The sequence below is a fragment of the Streptomyces sp. NPDC051664 genome, assembly GCF_044453545.1.
GTDB lineage: Bacteria > Actinomycetota > Actinomycetes > Streptomycetales > Streptomycetaceae > Streptomyces.
The window spans coordinates 301,374-316,477 of sequence record NZ_JBITCU010000001.1 but is presented as its reverse complement, the minus strand read 5'-3'; the positions used below and the strand labels follow the sequence as shown (position 1 = coordinate 316,477).

The 15,104-nt window shown below is 70.8% G+C and carries 15 protein-coding genes and 1 pseudogene; 9 read left to right on the top strand and 7 right to left on the bottom strand.

Going from position 1 to position 15,104, the window contains the following annotated elements:
• Positions 1-67: 67 nt before the first annotated feature.
• Together scy and mce are read right to left on the bottom strand one after the other, a co-directional pair.
• Positions 68-3,862, bottom strand: a complete 3,795-nt coding sequence (gene scy / locus ACIA8E_RS01400) for a polarized growth protein Scy (protein WP_399293026.1) — start codon at positions 3,860-3,862, stop codon at positions 68-70.
• 165 nt (positions 3,863-4,027) lie between these two features.
• Positions 4,028-4,456, bottom strand: coding sequence for a methylmalonyl-CoA epimerase (gene mce, locus ACIA8E_RS01395; protein WP_389732513.1), 429 nt, complete (start codon positions 4,454-4,456; stop codon positions 4,028-4,030).
• 135 nt (positions 4,457-4,591) lie between these two features.
• On the opposite strand from mce, the gene ACIA8E_RS01390 reads away from it, so the two are divergent.
• Both ACIA8E_RS01390 and meaB read left to right on the top strand, forming a co-directional pair.
• Positions 4,592-5,794: an acetyl-CoA C-acetyltransferase gene (locus ACIA8E_RS01390; RefSeq protein ID WP_399293024.1), complete on the top strand. Its 1,203-nt coding sequence runs from the start codon at positions 4,592-4,594 to the stop codon at positions 5,792-5,794.
• A gap of 44 nt (positions 5,795-5,838) precedes the next feature.
• Entirely contained in the window at positions 5,839-6,795 is a 957-nt protein-coding gene (gene meaB, locus ACIA8E_RS01385; RefSeq protein ID WP_356497952.1) for a methylmalonyl Co-A mutase-associated GTPase MeaB, read from the top strand.
• Positions 6,796-7,055: 260 nt separating this feature from the next.
• Here meaB and ACIA8E_RS01380 read toward each other — a convergent pair whose 3' ends face one another.
• Positions 7,056-7,535, bottom strand: a complete 480-nt coding sequence (locus ACIA8E_RS01380; protein WP_399293021.1) for a PepSY domain-containing protein — start codon at positions 7,533-7,535, stop codon at positions 7,056-7,058.
• Positions 7,536-7,655: 120 nt separating this feature from the next.
• On the opposite strand from ACIA8E_RS01380, the gene ACIA8E_RS01375 reads away from it, so the two are divergent.
• Together ACIA8E_RS01375 and ACIA8E_RS01370 are read left to right on the top strand one after the other, a co-directional pair.
• Positions 7,656-8,318: a response regulator transcription factor gene (locus tag ACIA8E_RS01375; protein WP_399293019.1), complete on the top strand. Its 663-nt coding sequence runs from the start codon at positions 7,656-7,658 to the stop codon at positions 8,316-8,318.
• A complete protein-coding gene (locus ACIA8E_RS01370; protein WP_399293017.1) occupies positions 8,315-9,799 on the top strand; it encodes an ATP-binding protein in 1,485 nt (494 codons plus the stop codon). Before ACIA8E_RS01375 ends, ACIA8E_RS01370 begins: the two co-directional genes overlap by 4 nt.
• A gap of 114 nt (positions 9,800-9,913) precedes the next feature.
• On the opposite strand, the gene ACIA8E_RS01365 is transcribed toward ACIA8E_RS01370, so the two are convergent.
• The 4 genes from ACIA8E_RS01365 to ACIA8E_RS01350 all read right to left on the bottom strand — a co-directional run bounded on the left by ACIA8E_RS01365 (position 9,914) and on the right by ACIA8E_RS01350 (position 12,589).
• The gene (locus ACIA8E_RS01365) at positions 9,914-10,390 is read right to left on the bottom strand and encodes a MarR family winged helix-turn-helix transcriptional regulator (RefSeq protein WP_399293015.1); all 477 of its coding nucleotides are present in this window, start codon (positions 10,388-10,390) and stop codon (positions 9,914-9,916) included.
• A 137-nt stretch (positions 10,391-10,527) separates the two neighbouring features.
• Entirely contained in the window at positions 10,528-11,310 is a 783-nt protein-coding gene (locus tag ACIA8E_RS01360) for an AIM24 family protein (protein WP_399293013.1), read from the bottom strand.
• Positions 11,307-11,957 carry an AIM24 family protein gene (locus ACIA8E_RS01355; protein WP_030916049.1) on the bottom strand — a complete coding sequence of 217 codons (651 nt, stop codon included), beginning with the start codon at positions 11,955-11,957 and terminating at the stop codon, positions 11,307-11,309. The genes ACIA8E_RS01360 and ACIA8E_RS01355 overlap by 4 nt, the downstream gene beginning before the upstream one ends.
• Positions 11,957-12,589 (bottom strand): AIM24 family protein, encoded by a 633-nt coding sequence (locus ACIA8E_RS01350; protein WP_399293773.1) that lies wholly within the window; start codon positions 12,587-12,589, stop codon positions 11,957-11,959. The genes ACIA8E_RS01355 and ACIA8E_RS01350 overlap by 1 nt, the downstream gene beginning before the upstream one ends.
• Positions 12,590-12,801: 212 nt before the next feature.
• Here ACIA8E_RS01350 and ACIA8E_RS01345 point away from each other — a divergent pair, with 212 nt between their 5' ends.
• The 5 genes and pseudogenes from ACIA8E_RS01345 to ACIA8E_RS01325 all read left to right on the top strand — a co-directional run bounded on the left by ACIA8E_RS01345 (position 12,802) and on the right by ACIA8E_RS01325 (position 15,028).
• On the top strand, positions 12,802-13,152 hold the full coding sequence (locus tag ACIA8E_RS01345; RefSeq protein ID WP_399293011.1) for a DUF3817 domain-containing protein: 351 nt from the start codon (positions 12,802-12,804) through the stop codon (positions 13,150-13,152).
• Positions 13,149-13,442 carry an MTH1187 family thiamine-binding protein gene (locus ACIA8E_RS01340; protein WP_030971479.1) on the top strand — a complete coding sequence of 98 codons (294 nt, stop codon included), beginning with the start codon at positions 13,149-13,151 and terminating at the stop codon, positions 13,440-13,442. Before ACIA8E_RS01345 ends, ACIA8E_RS01340 begins: the two co-directional genes overlap by 4 nt.
• A gap of 312 nt (positions 13,443-13,754) precedes the next feature.
• A pseudogene (locus ACIA8E_RS01335) lies at positions 13,755-14,078 on the top strand (MFS transporter); the annotation flags it as partial.
• 10 nt (positions 14,079-14,088) lie between these two features.
• A complete protein-coding gene (locus tag ACIA8E_RS01330; RefSeq protein ID WP_399293008.1) occupies positions 14,089-14,598 on the top strand; it encodes a MarR family winged helix-turn-helix transcriptional regulator in 510 nt (169 codons plus the stop codon).
• A 97-nt stretch (positions 14,599-14,695) separates the two neighbouring features.
• Positions 14,696-15,028, top strand: a complete 333-nt coding sequence (locus tag ACIA8E_RS01325; protein ID WP_030916066.1) for a DUF3817 domain-containing protein — start codon at positions 14,696-14,698, stop codon at positions 15,026-15,028.
• Positions 15,029-15,104 lie beyond the last annotated feature (76 nt).

The following is a 15,104-nucleotide window of genomic DNA, read 5'->3' as shown; positions in this document are numbered from 1 at the left end:
ACCCCCGGAACCCTTGCCACTCGGAGGGGCGAACCTCCTTGTCGAAGCATGTGACTCGGCCGGGTGACTACCCCTCGGACGACTTGCCACTCGATCGAGTGCCGGCCGAGGCCCCGGCTTTGACGCCGCCCGTGGAACCGCTGCCCGCGCCCTTGCCGCCGCCCGGTGTCTCGAAGGACTCCAGCGCCTCCAGGACGTCCTGGACACGGGAGATCTCCGTGTTGATGTCCTCGCGCCGGCGCACCAGGACATCGAGCTCGCGACGGCCCTCGTCCACCGTCTTCTTAGCCTCCTGCTCGGCGTCGGCGCGCAGCTTCTCGGCCTCGCGGACCATGCTGGCCTTCTTCTGCTCGGCCTCCTTCAGCAGCGACTCGGCCCGCTTCACCGCGGCGATCCGGACCTTGCTCGCCTCCGAATTCGCGTCCGCAAGCAGCTCCTTGGCCTTCGCCGCAGCCTCTTCGCGCTGCTCCGTCGCCGCCTTCATCAGCTTGTCGACGCGCTCGCCCGCAGTCTTCATCTGCTCGGAGGTCTCGCGCCGCGCCCGGTCGTGCAGCTCCTCGATCTCGCTCTCCAGACGGGCCCGGAGCTCCTCGGCCCGCTCCCGTATGGCCGTGGCGTCCCGGCGGGCGCCGACCAGCAGCTCGTCCGCGTCCGTACGGGCCCGCTCCACCAGGGAGTTGCCCTCGACGGTCCCCTCCGCGGTGATCCGCACGGCCTCCTTGCGGGCCGCGCCGACCATCGTGTCGGCCTGCTTCTCGGCCTCGGTTGCGGCGCGCAGCGCCTCCTCCTGGGCCTTGTTGACGAGCTGGTCGGCCTGCTCGGCGGCGTCGGCACGGCGCTTCGCCGCCGCCTCGCGTGCCTCGTCGAGGAGCCGGTCCGCCTCCTCGCGGGCCTCCCCCCGCATCTGCTCGGCCGCCGCCTCCGCGTCGGCGCGCACCCGCTCCGACTCCTCGCGGGTACGGGCCGCGTGCTCCTGCGCCGAGCCGACGGTGGCTGCCGCCTCCGCGCGCAGCCGCTCCGCCTCGTCGGTGGCGTCGCCGACGAGCTCGGTCGCCTGCTGCGTCGTCTCGGCAAGGATCCGCTCGGCCTCGCCCGTCGCCTCGCCCACCAGCCGGTCGGCCTGGGCCGCGGCGTCCGAACGCATCCGGTTGGCGTCCTCGCGGGCCTCCGCGCGGCTGCGCGCGGCGTCCTGCTCGGCCGAGGCCAGCGCGTCCGACGCCTCGGTACGCATCCGCTGGCTGTACTCCGCGGTGTCCGTGCGCAGCCGTTCCGACTCGGTGATCGCGTCGCTGAGGGTCCGCTCGGCCATCGCCTTCGCGGCCTCGGACTCCTCCTGGGCCTCGCGGCGAATGCGCGCCGAGTCCTCGCCGGCCCGCTCCCGCTCCGCGTACGCGTCGGCGCGGACCCGGTCCGCCTCCTCCTGCGCCTCGGACTTCGTCCGCCCCGCGACATGCTCGGCGGTGGAACGCAGCCCGGCGATCTCCGCCTCTGCCTGCTCCTGGAGCCCGGAGACCGAATCCCGTACCTGCTGGGCGGTCTGCTCGGCGGCGGAAACCATCTCGGTCGCCCGGGCGTCCGCCTCGCCGACCAGCCGCTGGGCCTCGGCCTGCGCCTCCTCGACCCGCCTGCGGGCGGAGGCGAGGAGCTCCTCGCTCTGCTCGCGGGCCCGCTCGCGCTCCTGGGTGGCCTCCGTGCGCGCGGCGTCGAGGGTCTCCTCGGCCTCGCGGCGGCGCCGGTTCGCCTCTTCCTGGGCGGCGGCCAGGGCCTCGGCGGCCTCGGTGCCGACCCGCTCGGCCGCGGCCGCGGCCTCGGACCGCACCCGGTCGGCGCTCTCCTGCGCCTCGGTCCTGAGCCGCTCCGCCTCGGCGGCCGCCTCGCTGCGCAGCCGTACGGCGACGGCCTCGCCCTCCGCACGGGACTGCGACGCATCCGCCGCCGCCTCGTCGCGCAGCCGCTCGGCCTCGGTCTCGGACTGCTCCTGCAGGGCGCGCAGCCGCTCGGCGGCCTCGGCGCGCAGCCGCTCGGACTCCTCGTTCGTCTCGCGCCGGAGCCGCTCCGCCTCGGCGCGCGCGTCCGTGAGCGCCTGCTCGGCGGTGGTGACCCGGGTCTCGGCCTCGGTGTGCAGCCGGATCAGCTCGTCGGCCGCCTCGGTGTGCCGGGCCGCGACCGCGCGCTCGGTCTCCTCACGGAGCTCCGCCGCCGCCTGCTCGGCCGCGGTCGTGGTGGACTCCGCCTGCTCCTCGGACTCGGTACGGAGCCGCTCGGCCTCTGCTCGGGCCCGCTCCAGGGCCTCCTCGGCCTGCTTGCGCAGCACCGTGGCGCGCTCGATCGCCTCGCCACGGACCCGTTCGCTCTCGGTGCCCGCGGCGGTCCGCAGCTCCTCCGCGTCCGCCTTCGCCTTGGACAGCAGTTCCTCGGCGGTCTTCGCGCCCTCTTCGATCTGCTGGACGGCCTCGCGGCGGGCCTCGCCGCGGATCCGCTCGCCCTCGGCGACCGCCTCGGAGCGCAGCTGCTCGGCCTCGCCGCGCAGCCTGCGCGCCTCCTCCTGCAGCTCGACCGTCTTGGCCCGGTACTCCTTGGTGTCGTCCTTGGCCGCGCCCTTGAGCTGGTCGGCCTGCTCCGCCGCCTCGCCGCGCAGCCGGTCCGCCTCGGCCTCCGCCTCGCGGCGGATCCGGTCGGCCTCCTCGCTCGCCGCCCGGGTGGTGGACTTCGCGTCCTCGGACGCCTTGGTCAGCACCTCCTCGGCGGTCCTGGCCGCCTTGGCGAGCTGCGCCGCGGTGTCCTCGGCGGCCGCTGTGCGGGCCCTCTCCGTCGCCTCGGACGTGAGCCGCTCCGCCTCGGCGCGGGCGTCGGCGAGAGCCTGCTCGGCCTCCGCCTTCAGCGCCTCGGCGTCCTTCGTGGCCTCGCCGACCAGCCGGGCGATCTCCGACTTGGCCGTACGGGTGCGCTGCTCGTTCTGCGACTCGGCGCCGGCCAGCCGCTTGACCGCGGCCTCCTTCGCCTCCGTGAGGACCTTCTCGGCCTCCAGGCGGGCCTCGCGCAGCTGCGTCTCGGCTTCCTGTACGCGCTGCTCGGCGGTCCGGTTCAGCTCGGCGGTCTGCTGCCGGGTCTGCTCGGTCTCCGCGTTCGTCGACGTACGGAGCTGCTCGGCGTGGCTGGTGGCCTCCTGCGCCTGGCTGGACGCGACGTTGATCAGCCGCTCGGCGTCCTTGCGGGCGCGCAGCAGGATCGTCTCGGCCTCGGCGCGGGCGGACTCCGCCTCGGAGCCGAGCCGCTGCCGGGTCTCGTCCGCGAGCCGGGCGGCCTCGGTGCGGGCGGCGGCCAGGGACTGCTCGGCCTCGGCCCGCGACTCGTCGAGCAGCCGGCGGGCCTGGGACTCGGTCCGGGCCCGCAGCTGCTCGGCCCAGGCGACGTTCTCGTTGACGTGCGACTCGACGGTCTGGCGGCGCTCCGCGAGCTCCTGGTCGAGCTGCTGCCGCCGCTGCACGGCCTCGTTGTGCAGCTCGGCCTGCAGCCGCGCCTGGTGTTCGGCGTGCTCCTGCAGGATCCGCTGCGTCTGTGCCCGGGCGTCACGCAGCTCGCGCTCGGCGTCGGTACGCAGCTGATCAGCCTGGATCTGGGCATTACGGAGCAGCTGTTCGGCCTGGTAGCCGACGTCCGCGCTGTCGTACGCGGGACGGGTCGCGAGATTGCGCCGAGCCTCGTGCAGCTTGGCGCGCAAGACCTCGACCTGGTAACCGAGGTCCTCGGCGTGCTGGACGGCCTTCTCCCGGTCGGTCTTCAGCCGATCCATCTCGGCTTCGAACCGCGAGAGGTGGTCGTCGTCAGCTCGGTGGCTCTCCTGGCGTTCGTAGCCCCGCACTGCGCGGTCCCATCCGTCCCCTGGTCGCAACTCTCCAAACGAGTACCGTTCGCCGGCGAACGGTCCCCCGGGGAATGGTGACAGATCTACGGCTGGGGACGCGGCGCGGCCCCGACCCGGCCCCGGCCCGGAATTGCCCACTCTACCGGGCCAGGTATCCGGAGGTCAGTGCTCCGCTGCGGACGTGACCAGTTCGGTGAGGACGCCGTGACAGTCCTTGGGGTGCAGGAAGGTGATCCGGGAGCCCATCGACCCGGTCCTGGGCTCGTCGTACAGCACCCGGACGCCCTTGGAACGGATGTCCGCGGCGTCCGCGTCCACGTCTGCGGTGCCGAAGGCGATGTGGTGGACTCCCTCGCCGTTCTTGGCCAGCCATTTACCAACGGCCGAGTCCTCGCGAGTGGGTTCGAGCAACTGGAGGTACGAGGCGCCGCCGTCCGAGGTCTCATTGATCTTGAGCATGGCCTCCCGCACGCCCTGCTCCTCGTTCACCTCGGAGTGGAACACCTCGAAGCCATAGGTCGAGCGGTAGAACTCGACAGTCGTGTCGAGGTCGAAACAGGCGATCCCGATGTGGTCGATTCGCGTCAGCATGGACAACAGTGGAGCGCTCAACCGATGGTTACGCAACGTGCGCGCGATCACACCCGCTGCCGGATGACGGGCGGGGTACCGCTCAGTACATTCGAGTAAACCCTCGTTCACATCTAATCCAAGGGGCCGTGCCTCATGTCTGGAACGACCGGTACCACCTCAGTGATCGTCGCGGGCGCCCGTACGCCCATGGGGCGTCTTCTCGGCTCCCTGAAGAGCTTCTCCGCAGCCGACCTCGGCGGCTTCGCCATCAAGGCCGCGATGGACCGGGCCGGCATCGGCGGCGACCAGGTCGAGTACGTGATCATGGGCCAGGTGCTCCAGGCCGGGGCGGGGCAGATCCCGGCACGCCAGGCCGCGGTCAAGGCCGGCATCCCGATGAACGTCCCGGCACTCACCGTCAACAAGGTGTGTCTGTCCGGGCTCGACGCCATCGCGCTGGCCGACCAGCTGATCCGCGCCGGCGAGTTCGACGTCGTGGTCGCCGGTGGCCAGGAGTCCATGACCAACGCCCCGCACCTGCTCCCGAAGTCCCGTGAGGGCTACAAGTACGGCGCGATCGAGATGCTCGACTCGATGGCGTACGACGGTCTGACCGATGCGTACGAGAACATCCCGATGGGTGAATCCACCGAGAAGCACAACACCCGTCTCGGTCTGAACCGCCTGGACCAGGACGCGATCGGCGCCCTGTCCCACCAGCGCGCCGCCGCCGCCCAGAAGAACGGTCTCTTCGAGGCCGAGATCACCCCGGTCGAGATCCCGCAGCGCAAGGGCGACCCGGTCCTCTTCTCCAAGGACGAGGGCATCCGCGCCGAGACGACCGTCGAGTCGCTCGGCAAGCTGCGCCCGGCCTTCACCAAGGACGGCACGATCACCGCCGGCACCTCCTCGCAGATCTCCGACGGCGCCGCGGCGGTCGTCGTGATGAGCAAGGCCAAGGCCGAGGAGCTGGGCCTGGACTGGATCGCCGAGATCGGCGCGCACGGCAATGTGGCGGGCCCGGACAACTCGCTGCAGTCGCAGCCGTCCAACGCGATCAAGCACGCGCTGAAGAAGGACGGCCTCTCCGTCGAGGACCTCGACCTCATCGAGATCAACGAGGCGTTCGCGGCCGTCGCCGTCCAGTCGATGAAGGACCTCGGCGTCTCCCCGGAAAGGGTGAACGTCAACGGCGGAGCGATCGCGCTGGGTCACCCGATCGGGATGTCCGGCGCCCGTGTGGTGCTGCACCTGGCGCTGGAGCTGAAGCGGCGTGGCGGCGGCACGGGCGCGGCAGCACTGTGCGGCGGCGGTGGCCAGGGCGATGCGCTGATCATTCGCGTTCCGGGCAAGTAGTAGTCGTACGTACGCAGCGGCAGAGCGAACCGAACGGAGCGGTAATGGTGGACGTCCCCACCCTGGTCGAGCAGGCCCGTGAGGGCCGGCCGCGGGCCGTGGCCCGGCTCATCTCGCTGGTGGAGGGGGCGTCGCCGCAGCTGCGCGAGGTGATGGCGGCCCTCGCGCCGCTGGCCGGGAACGCGTACGTCGTCGGTCTGACCGGTTCGCCCGGTGTCGGCAAGTCGACCTCCACGTCGGCGCTCGTGTCGGCGTACCGGCGGGCCGGCAAGCGCGTCGGTGTGCTGGCTGTCGACCCGTCGTCGCCGTTCTCCGGGGGCGCGCTCCTCGGCGACCGGGTCCGGATGTCGGAGCACGCCTCCGACCCCGGCGTCTACATCCGTTCCATGGCCACCCGCGGACATCTCGGCGGCCTCGCCTGGTCGGCGCCGCAGGCGATCCGGGTGCTGGACGCGGCGGGCTGCGACGTGATCCTGGTGGAGACGGTCGGCGTCGGCCAGTCGGAGGTGGAGATCGCCTCCCAGGCCGATACCTCCGTGGTCCTGCTCGCCCCGGGCATGGGCGACGGCATCCAGGCGGCGAAGGCCGGAATCCTGGAGATCGGTGATGTGTACGTCGTCAACAAGGCCGACCGGGACGGTGCGGACGCCACCGCGCGTGAGCTCAACCACATGCTGGGCCTCGGGGAGTCCCGGGGGCCCGGCGACTGGCGGCCGCCGATCGTGAAGACGGTCGCCGCCCGGGGCGAGGGCATCGACGAGGTCGTCGAGGCGCTGGAGAAGCACCGGGCGTGGATGGAGGAGCACGGCGTCCTCGCTGAGCGGCGGGCGGCGCGCGCGGCGCGCGAGGTCGAGACGATCGCGGTCACCAGACTCCGCGAACGCATCGACGACCTTCACGGCGACCGCCGCCTGGACTCCCTGGCCGAACGCATCGTGGCGGGCCGCCTGGACCCGTACGCCGCTGCGGACGAACTGGTGGCGGGAATCACCGGGGCCTGACACCCGGGGCGGCGGGTGGCGTGCGGGCCGCCTTCCGCCCGGGGTGGTGTGCGCTGAGGATGCGTCGTTGAAGGGCGGCGTCCTCAGGCAGCTCGCTGGAGTCGTACGCCCTGCATGCCGAGGGAAATGCCGACAACAAGTGCATGAAGCTCTGCTCCGGCCGGCCCGTGGGGAGGGCCGAGCCGGAGCTGATCGCGCAAGGCGATGTGGTGTTTCCGATCTACGCCGACGGGACGGCGCTCTCGGGCTACGCGCCCTGATCAGTCGTCGTCGCGGTCGTCGTGCCGGTCGTGCCCGCGCCGGTCGCCCCCGCGGTGGCCGTCGTCCGAGTGGTGGGGGGTGACCGCGGCGGTCCTGGCGTCCACGTTCACCTCGTGGTGCCGGCCGTCCTTGCCATTGATTTCGACCTCCCAGTGCGGCGCTCCTCCGCTCCGGTCGGCGTCGTCGAGCTCGATCGAGGTGACCGTGCCCGGCGCCGAGCGCAGAGCGGCGTCCATCGCAGCGGCGCGCGTGACGGAGGCCGGCCGCGACGTGTGCAGACCGCGGTCGTCGCTGTTGTTGTCGTCGGAGGCGTGCTTACCGAGCACCCTGTTGTTGTCGTCGGAAGTGTGCCGGCCGAGCACCTTCGCGCTGTCGTGGCTGTCCTGGCCGCTGTCGTCGGCGAAGGCGGCGGCCGCGGCGGTCCCGCCGCCGATGAGTACGGCCGCGGTGACGGCTGCGATGGCGATCCTGTGCTTCATGAGAGTTCCTCCCGATGTGGGTTGTCCGTGTGCAACGTGAACCACCGTGGCGCACCGATGCTGAACGCAGCCTGAAGCCACCTGAAGCCGTCTTCAGGTTCCGTTTGCCACTCTGTGCGTATGCGTCTGTTGATAGTGGAGGACGAGAAGCGGCTGGCGATGTCCCTGGCCGGGGGACTCACTGCCGAGGGCTTCGCCGTGGACGTCGTGCACGACGGCCTCGAAGGGCTGCACCGGGCGGCCGAAGGGGCGTACGACCTCGTCGTTCTCGACATCATGCTGCCGGGGATGAACGGCTACCGGGTCTGCGCCGCCCTGCGCGCCGCCGGCCACGAGGTGCCGATCCTGATGCTGACGGCGAAGGACGGGGAGTACGACGAGGCGGAGGGGCTGGACACCGGCGCCGACGACTATCTGACCAAGCCGTTCTCGTACGTGGTGCTGGTCGCCCGGATCCGGGCACTGTTGCGGCGCCGGGGCGGCGGTTCCGCCTCGCCCGTGCTCACCGTCGGCGCACTGCGGATGGACACCGCCGCCCGCCGCGTCCACCTCGGCGAGGACGAAGTCACCCTCACTGCCAAGGAGTTCGCCGTGCTGGAGCAACTGGCCCTGCGGGCGGGGCAGGTGGTCAGCAAGGCGGACATCCTGGAACACGTCTGGGACTTCGCGTACGACGGGGACCCGAACATCGTCGAGGTGTACGTGAGCGCGCTGCGGCGCAAGCTCTCCGCCGCGGCCATCCGTACGGTGCGCGGCGCCGGCTACCGGCTGGAGGCGCTGTGAGATCGGTGCGGGCCAGGGCCGCGCTCGGCGCCACGGTGGTGGTCGCGGTCGCCCTGATCGGCGCCGGGCTCGCCGTACTCCTCGTCCTGCGCGCCAACCTCACCGACCAGGCGGCCCTCCAGGCGGAGGTGGCGGCCCGTGAGGTCGCCGGACAGCTGGCCCTCGATGTGCCGGTCCACCAGCTGGACCTGCCCGACGCGGAGGAGCACCCGGTCCAGGTGACCGACGAGGACGGGCGGCTGGTGGCCGTGTCCAAGGACCTGGTGGCGATCACGGGCACGGGCACGGACCGGGTCGAGCCCCAGGCGTCCGCCGTGCCGACGAGTGCCGGCACCGGCACCGACGACGACGGCAGCGGCGACCGCCACGGAGGCGAAGACCGGGGCGACGACGATGGGAACGGCAGCATTCCTGCCCGCGGCGAAGTCTCCACCGACGACCCGGACTTCACCAACGGCACCGCCACCGTCGACGAGGGCACGGCCGACTACCGCTTCGCCTCGGTCTCCGCGACCACCGGCGCCGGCGTGACCCTGACCGTCCACGCGGGCGCCCCGCTCGCCACCGAACAGAAGGCGGTGGGCAGTGTGCGCCGCGCGATGCTGACCGGGCTGCCCGTGATGCTGCTGATCGTCGCCGCGGTGACCTGGCTGATGACAAGGCGCGCGCTGCGGCCAGTCGAGGGCATCCGGGCGGAGATGTCCGCGATCACGGCGTCCGCGGATCTGTCCCGGCGGGTGCCGGAGCCCGGTTCGCGCGACGAGATCGCCCGACTGGCCCGTACCACCAACGAGACCCTGACCGCGCTGGAGGCCTCGGTCGACCGTCAGCGGCGCTTCGTCGCGGACGCCTCGCACGAGCTGCGCAGCCCGATCGCGTCCTTGCGCACACAGTTGGAGGTGGGCGCGGCCCATCCGGAGCTGCTGGATGTGCCGGGCGCGGTCACGGACACCGTGCGGCTCCAGGCGCTGGCCGCCGATCTGTTGCTGCTGGCCCGGCTGGACGCGGGGGAGCGGCCGGGGAGCACCCGGCTGGACATGGGCGCGCTCGTCCATGAGGAGGTATCGCAGCGCACCGGCGACCGGATCCCGGTGTCGGCGTCCGTGCCGCCGTCGGAGCCCCTCGAAGTCACCGGCTCACGCAGCCAGTTGGCGCGAATCATCGGCAATCTGCTGGACAACGCGGAGCGTCACGCGGAGAGTTCGGTCGCCGTCACGGTATATACGGAACGCGGCAGCGTGGTGGTCGCGGTCGGCGACGACGGGCCGGGCGTTCCGGAGCCGGAGCGTGAGCGGATCTTCGAACGCTTCGTACGCCTGGACGACGCCCGCAGCCGCGACGAGGGCGGCGCGGGCCTGGGCCTCGCCATAGCGAGGGACGTGGCCCGCAGACATCAGGGCACCCTGACGGTCACCCGATCTCCGGAAGGCGGTGCCCGCTTCGAACTACGCCTGCCGGCAAGGCCGGATCCAGGCAGATGAGGTCGGCACGGGGCCCGCTGATGAACACGGCCCGGGCGGATCCGGTCCGCCCGGCGATCGAGGACGAAGTGGCCACGCCCGTGCGACGAGGCGCTCCACCCGCGCCCCGCCGCGCTACGGCTTGCCCCGCCGCCCCCGCAGATGATCCGCAACCGGCGTCAGCGCCGCATGCAGGTCCGCCAGCGCTTCGGGCGTCAGCAGGTCCATGAAGTGTTTGCGCACCGAAGCGACGTGGTGCGGTGCAACCTTGTGCATCGTCTCCGCGCCCGTCTCCGTGAGTACCGCGAACAGCCCACGCCGGTCGGACTCGCAGTTCTCCCGGCGGACCAGCCCGGCCGACTCCATCCGCGTGATCTGGTGCGAGAGTCGGCTCTTGGACTGCAGAGTGGCGGCGGCGAGGTCGCTCATCCGCATGCGCTGGTTGTCCGACTCCGAGAGGTTGACCAGGATTTCGTAGTCGTTCATGGTCAGGTCGAACGGCTGGAGATCCTTCTCAAGCTGATGCATCAGCAGTCTGCTGACGTCCAGGTGGGTGCGCCAGGCGCACTGCTCCGCGTCGTTCAGCCACTGGGTGGCCGTCTCGGTCTCCATGTATGGATTCTACCTAAGAAGTTGAAATCTGGACGAACTAGACTGGGTGTGACGTCCGGCACCCGCCCGGAGGCCGGCTCAGGAGCGCGGTCCGGGCTGGGCGCAGACGTTCGACGTCACACTCTGCAGACTACCGTTCACAAACCGAAGCGGCGCTGGAGGTCCCCCAGCTGCCCGGGCAGGCGGGGGGTGGAGCCGGGTTGACCTGCACCGGGTGAGTGCTGCCCACCGCCCGGCACCCCGGCCTGCTGCGGAGTCAGCCCCGTCGCCTGTTCGGGCATCAGGACCTCCGTCGACTGGAGCAGCACCGTACCGGCGCCGACGAACTCGAACTGGTGCTCCTCGCCCGACGTCCCGCCGATCCCGGTCAGCGATCTGAGCCCGCCCATCACGCCCGTCATGTAGCCGTGGTCGTAGTGGTGGCACGGCGAGGGGCAGTCCGCCCAGCCCACCAGCGCCTGCGGATCGACCCGCAGCGGCGGCTCCATGAAGACCACCGGACCGTTGGACGCGGCCACGAACTTCCCCGTACCGATCAGCGTGAGAAAGCCCGGCACGATCGACTGCTTGAGTGCCAGCGTCGGCTGGTACGCGAGGAGGTTGCCGGAACGGATCGTCAGGTTCCCGTTCTCCAGGTCGTACGAGTTCACGTCGAACGCCCGGTCGGCGAGCAGCATCTTGCCGCTGCCCTCGGCCACCACCCAGTCGCTCGCGTGCAGCGGCGAGTGGAAGCTCGTACGGATCAGCCGCTCGAAGCGGCCGTGGCCGATGCCGTTGAACTCGATCCGCCCGTAGTAGGCGATCATCTTGCCCTTCTGCAGGAACCACTGGCTCCCCTTGAGCTCCACGCAGAAGGTGTAGGCGTTGACGTTGTCGTCCGACGGCAGCGTCATCGGATCGAAGATCACGGGCGTGCTCACAGCTTCTCCTCCGACGCCTGGACGTACACTGCGCCACTGCCGCTGAGCTCCAGCTGGAACGCCTCGCCGGAGCCGCGCCCCACCATGTCGCGCCAGCCGAGCGCGGTGGAGAGCTTGTTGCGTACGTCGCCGTGGTGCGCGACATACGCCTGCGGGTCCACATGCACCTCGCGGCCCGGGGTGATCGGCAGCTCGATCACCCCGCCGTGCGCCATCACCGCGACCGCGCCATGGCCCTTCAGTGTCGTGGTGAACAGGCCCTGCCCGGTCACCTGACCGCGCACCATGCCCATGACCCCGCCCTGTGCACCCATGAACATCGTGCCCTGCTGCAACGTCCCGTCGAAGGCGAGCAGCCGGTCGGCCTCCACGTAGAGGGTGTCGCCGGCCAGGTTGATCACCTGGATGTGGTGGCCGCCGTGGCCGAACATCACCGTGCCGCTGCCCTCGACCGTCATCAGCGGGGTCGCCTCGTTCGCCACCCGGCGGCCGATCATCGACATCAGGCCGCCCTGGCCGCCCTGGATGTTCGGGGTGAACGACACCTCACCGCGGTACGCGAGCATCGCGCCGCGCTGGCTGAACATCTTCTGGCCGGGAACCACCGTCGCCTCGACCATCTTCGAGTTGATCTCACGGAACGGCATCAGACATCGCCCCCGATGGTGTTCCGCTCGCTCGGCTGCACGTAGACGAGGCCCTCGCCCTCGAACCGGATCTGGAACGACTCGCCCGAGCCCTCGCCCATCAGCGTCCGGAAGTTCACCCCGGACTGGAAGTGCTGCTGGAGGTTGCCCTGGTGGGCGATGTACGCGCCGGGGTCGACGAACAGCGGGTACTGGGCCGTCACCCGCAGCACCACGGCCGAGCCGTCCGACATGATCGCCGCCTGACCGGTGCCCTCGACGGTGGTGGTGAACAGACCGTTACCGGTCGCCCCGCCGCGCAGCCCGGTGAAGGTGGTGCCGGTGCGCAGACCGGCGTCGGTGCAGAGCAGATTGCTCGCCTCCACATAGAGCTTGTCGCCGCGCAGCGACACGAGGTTGATCTCGCTCGCGCGGTCGGCGAAGTAGCAGGTGCCCTGTCCTGTCACTTCCATCACGGTCATCTGCTCGCCGGTCAGCCGGCGGGTCACCATGCCGCGGATCCCCTCACCGCCGCCGGACATCTTCTTGAACGCCATCCGGCCGTCGTACGCGACCATCGAGCCGTTCTTCGCCTTGACGGCGTCGCCGGTGAGATCGACGGCGAGCGTCTTGCTGCCTTGGAGTCGGAACATTGCCACGGAGGTGACGTTAGCGGCCCGGACCAGGGCCCGGACAGGGTCCATGGACCTATCCGGCCCCTGACTCGACCCTGATATGCGCCGATAAGTGCCCAGCGGCGGGTGCCGCCCCCCGCCCCCGGGGCAGGTGGGGCGCGATGTCACAATGGGGGACGCTTGTGCCTGTATTCACAAGCCGTCACGACCCTCCCACCGAAGGTGCCCTCGTGGACATCAAGACCGCCACCGCCCTGCACCGGCTGCGCCTCATCTCGATTCCCGAGGCGCTCTCCTTCCCGGCGCTGATCATCTTTGGCTCGATCCTCAGCCGTGTCTCGGACATCGATTTCCTGATGAAGCCGCTCGGCATGCTGCACGGCGTCCTCTTCGTGATCTACACCGTCCTGCTGCTGGACGTCTGGTCCAAGACCAAGTGGCCGCTCAAGCGCGTCGCGTTCTTCTTCCTGCTGGCGCTGCTCCCGTTCGGCGGGCTGTACGGCGACAAGGTGCTGAAGCGCTACGAGGCCGACGGCGTCATCGCCGCCCGCGCCCGCAGGGAAGGCGTGGTCGAGGCATGATCGTCGCCTTCTCCGTCAGCCCGCTGGGCGTCGGCGAGGACGTCGGTGAGTACGTCGCCGACGCCGTCCGAGTCGTTCGCGAGTCCGGACTGCCCAACCGTACGGACGCCATGTTCACCTCCATCGAGGGTGAGTGGGACGAGGTCATGGACGTCGTCAAGCGGGCCGTCGCGGCCGTCGAGGCCCGCGCCGGACGTGTCTCCCTCGTACTGAAGGCCGACATCCGCCCCGGCGTCACCGACGGCCTGACCTCCAAGGTCGAGACGGTCGAGCGGTACCTCGCGGACTGACACCGGCCCGCCGCACCACCTGACGAACCCCCGTGCCGTACGGCGCGGGGGTTCGCCGTCACCCGGTGCCCGCGCCGGACGTACACGCGACCCGTCAGCCGCGCCCCGCGCCGCGACCGCCCACCCTGCCGAACCGGTACCGGTCTCGGCCCCTTGCCCGGAGCGCGCCGACCCCACTGACCCGAAGCCGTCGCCCGCGCTCCGGGGCCGGGCCCCCGCCGCATCCCCGGAGCCCACCCCTCGCGGTTACCGTGCCGTCTTCGCCGCCCATCTGCTCTCCCTCCTCGGCGTCGTGGTCAGCGATCTCGCGCTGCGCTGGCCGGGGTGGGGGCGGCGTACATCATCGGCCTCGACCAGTGGTTCGTCGATGCCGTCCCGGAGGAGCTGCGGGGCCGGGCCATGACCCTGCTCACCGCAGGACTGATGACGGTCCAGGGCGTCGGCATGGCCCTCGCCGGCCTCGCCGCCGAGTTTTTCCCCGTGCACCGGGTGGTCGCCGGCTCCGGGGCGATCGGCGTGGTCTGCACCCTTCTGCTCGTCCGCCAGGTCAGCAGAACCGCACGCGCAACCGCACCTGTGGACGGTAGCCGGACCGAAGTGCGAGACGGGGCTGACCAGCATATGACCAGTGGGTAAGGTCGGTGCCGTGCCGAAGCCGCTCAGTCTCCCGTTCGATCCCATCGCCCGCGCCGACGAACTCTGGCAGCAGCGCTGGGGTCCGGTCCCCGCGATGGGGGCGATCACCTCGATCATGCGTGCGCAGCAGATCCTGCTCGCCGAGGTCGACGCGGTCGTCAAACCGTACGGGCTGACCTTCGCGCGGTACGAGGCGCTGGTGCTGCTCACCTTCTCCAAGGCGGGCGAGCTGCCGATGTCCAAGATCGGCGAGCGGCTGATGGTCCATCCCACCTCCGTCACGAACACGGTGGACCGGCTGGTCAGGTCAGGTCTGGTCGCCAAGCGGCCCAACCCGAACGACGGTCGCGGCACGCTCGCCTCCATCACCGGGAAGGGGCGCGAGGTGGTCGAGGCGGCCACCCGGGACCTGGTGGACATGGAGTTCGGACTCGGGGTGTACGACGCCGAGGAGTGCGCGGAGATCTTCGCCATGCTGCGGCCGCTGCGGATCGCGGCTCACGACTTCGAAGAGAAATAGGGTCTGTCTTTCGAGTCGTGCCGGGCTCCGGGGTCCGGCCGGCACGACCCCCGGCCCGCTGCAAGATCCACCCGGCTGCCCGGTTACGCTCGTTGCCATGAAACGCAGTGTTCTGACCCGGTACCGGGTGATGGCCTACGTCACCGCCGTCATGTTGCTGGTGCTCTGCACCTGCATGGTCTTCAAGTACGGCTTCGACACCGGTGAGGGTCTGACGCTCGTCGTCTCCCAGATCCACGGTGTGCTGTACATCATCTACCTGATCTTCGCCTTCGACCTGGGCTCCAAGGCGAAGTGGCCGATGGGCAAGCTCCTCTGGGTGCTGATCTCCGGCACGATCCCGACCGCCGCGTTCTTCGTCGAGCGCAAGGTCGTGCAGGAGATCGAGCCGCTGGTCGCGGACGGCTCCCCGGTGACCGCCAAGGTCTGACCCGGCCCCACCCGAACCGCCCCGCGCAAAGCGCCGGGCGGTTTGTCATCGACATTTACTAGGACGTCCTAGTAAA